2 protein-coding genes and 1 pseudogene are annotated in these 1830 nt (G+C 36.5%); 2 read left to right on the forward strand and 1 reads right to left on the reverse strand.

What is annotated here, in order from left to right; genetic code table 11:
• Positions 1 to 269 (forward strand): Rpn family recombination-promoting nuclease/putative transposase (locus BWGOE10_RS29140; protein WP_131798999.1); only part of this gene is annotated, 269 nt, incomplete at its 5' end.
• Positions 270 to 472: 203 nt separating this feature from the next.
• On the opposite strand, the pseudogene BWGOE10_RS29145 reads toward BWGOE10_RS29140, so the two are convergent.
• A pseudogene (locus BWGOE10_RS29145) lies at positions 473 to 835 on the reverse strand (IS6 family transposase); the annotation flags it as partial.
• A gap of 873 nt (positions 836 to 1708) precedes the next feature.
• On the opposite strand from BWGOE10_RS29145, the gene BWGOE10_RS30825 reads away from it, so the two are divergent.
• Positions 1709 to 1830: IS1096 element passenger TnpR family protein (locus BWGOE10_RS30825; RefSeq protein WP_145925677.1), on the forward strand; the 122-nt coding region annotated here is incomplete at its 3' end.

The following is a 1830-nucleotide window of genomic DNA, read 5'->3' on the forward strand; positions in this document are numbered from 1 at the left end:
AAAAAGCAATGAATAAGTGGGAACGTATGAGTCAAGATTCTTCTTTCCGTCAAGCATATGAAGCAAGAGAAAAGGCCTTAATGGATGAGGCTGCAAAGTTTGCTCATGCTCGTAATGAGGGGAAAAAAGAAGGAATTCAAGAAGGGGTTCAGCAAGGAAAAATACAGATGATTAAAGGGATGCATGAACTTGGTGTACCACTTGAAACGATTGCTAAAGCCAGTAAATTAGTCATAGCTGAGGTTGAACGTATTTTAGAACAAAAATAATCAGCAACAACAAAAGAACCTATTAATTGGGTTCTTTTTTTGAGCTATTTATCAACTAGTGGTAGCACCAATTAGATATTTACGGGTAGTGCTATAACCGTATAATATGACACTTAACTTTATTTTCTTATTAGGGTGACCATACATGCCCATCAATTCAAGAGATTTTAATACTCTCAAATACAAAAAAATGGGTTCTGGTGCAAAGCTTTCTTGAAAAAACGCTTTGCAGCCCTATGATCTCTTGTTTTGCTTACATGAAAATCAATTGTATTTCCTTTTGAATCAACAGCACGATATAGGTACATCCATTGACCTTTGACTTTCACATACGTCTCATCGACTCGCCAAGGATCATTGGTTGATTTAAGATGACGTCGTACTCGCTTATCTAATTCGGGACCAACCCATCGCTTGATAGTTGTATGAGCAATGGAGACCCCTCTTTCCTCCATCATTTCCACCAGGTTACGGAAGCTCAAATTGTACCGTAGGTACCACCTTACTGTTAATAAGATTAGTTCAGGCTGATAATGCTTCCATTTAAACAAATTTTCCTTTTCCATACTGATGACGCACCTTTTTTAGAGTCATACTATCAGTATGTCCAAGATTAGGAGATTACTTGCAAGAGTCTTGAAATTTTCGCACCAGAACCTAAAATACAATTCTGTTAGGTATATATGCACTTTATTCTTTTTTATTTTATTTTTGCAACAGAACCGGTTGAAGAAACATACAAGTATATAACTATAGCTAAATGAGGGAAGCCCTGCAGAGGATGCAGGGCAGTACTAAGATCATCGAGTTGTCGAGTTTATAAGAATTTCTTGGACTGTAGTAAGTTTAACACATGATTTCAAAAAACTTTATATAAGGATGTTACGAACATGTGAACAAAGACAAGTTTTTTCTTTCCGGAATATTCAGCAATCCGATAATATCCCCCACCTAGCAAATGGGTTCCTGGATATTCCGATGCTCGAAAGCATCAAGAAAGGGGAATTGAGATGTTTCCATGTCTCGAACCAACATATTGCAATGATTTAGAAGGGAACAAGTACTTATGTAGATTTGAACATTATGAAGTGGATAGTCGTTTTTAAGGTGAACCGCCAGAATGGAAGGTTGACATCATCGAATTAATGCCAATTATCCCCATCTATAAATGCTGGGGAAAAGGAATCAAAACAAAATAAAAAACCGCCCTGCCCCTAGGGCAGTTTGGAGAAAACACATTTAAAACGCTAACTAGGCATCACCATACCATTTCGGGAAAATTGTACGCTTAGACACAATTTGGAGACATTTCAACGAATTCTTTGTACACTAGCGTGATTTTTTGTTCTTTCTATTGATTTATACTTTATATTTCTTACTATTTCAGCGAAAATGATAACTAGACATATACCATCCATTTAAAACAGGAGGAAGCACAAATGAAATGTTATCAATTGCACTTGGAATTAGTGGGATGTCCTTTCCCCATTTGGAGAAGAGTTAGTTTACCGACAGATTTATCCTTTGATGATTTACATGACGTGATTCAATGCTTATTTCA

The sequence above is a fragment of the Bacillus mycoides genome, assembly GCF_001757995.1.
Lineage (GTDB): Bacteria > Bacillota > Bacilli > Bacillales > Bacillaceae_G > Bacillus_A > Bacillus_A mycoides_B.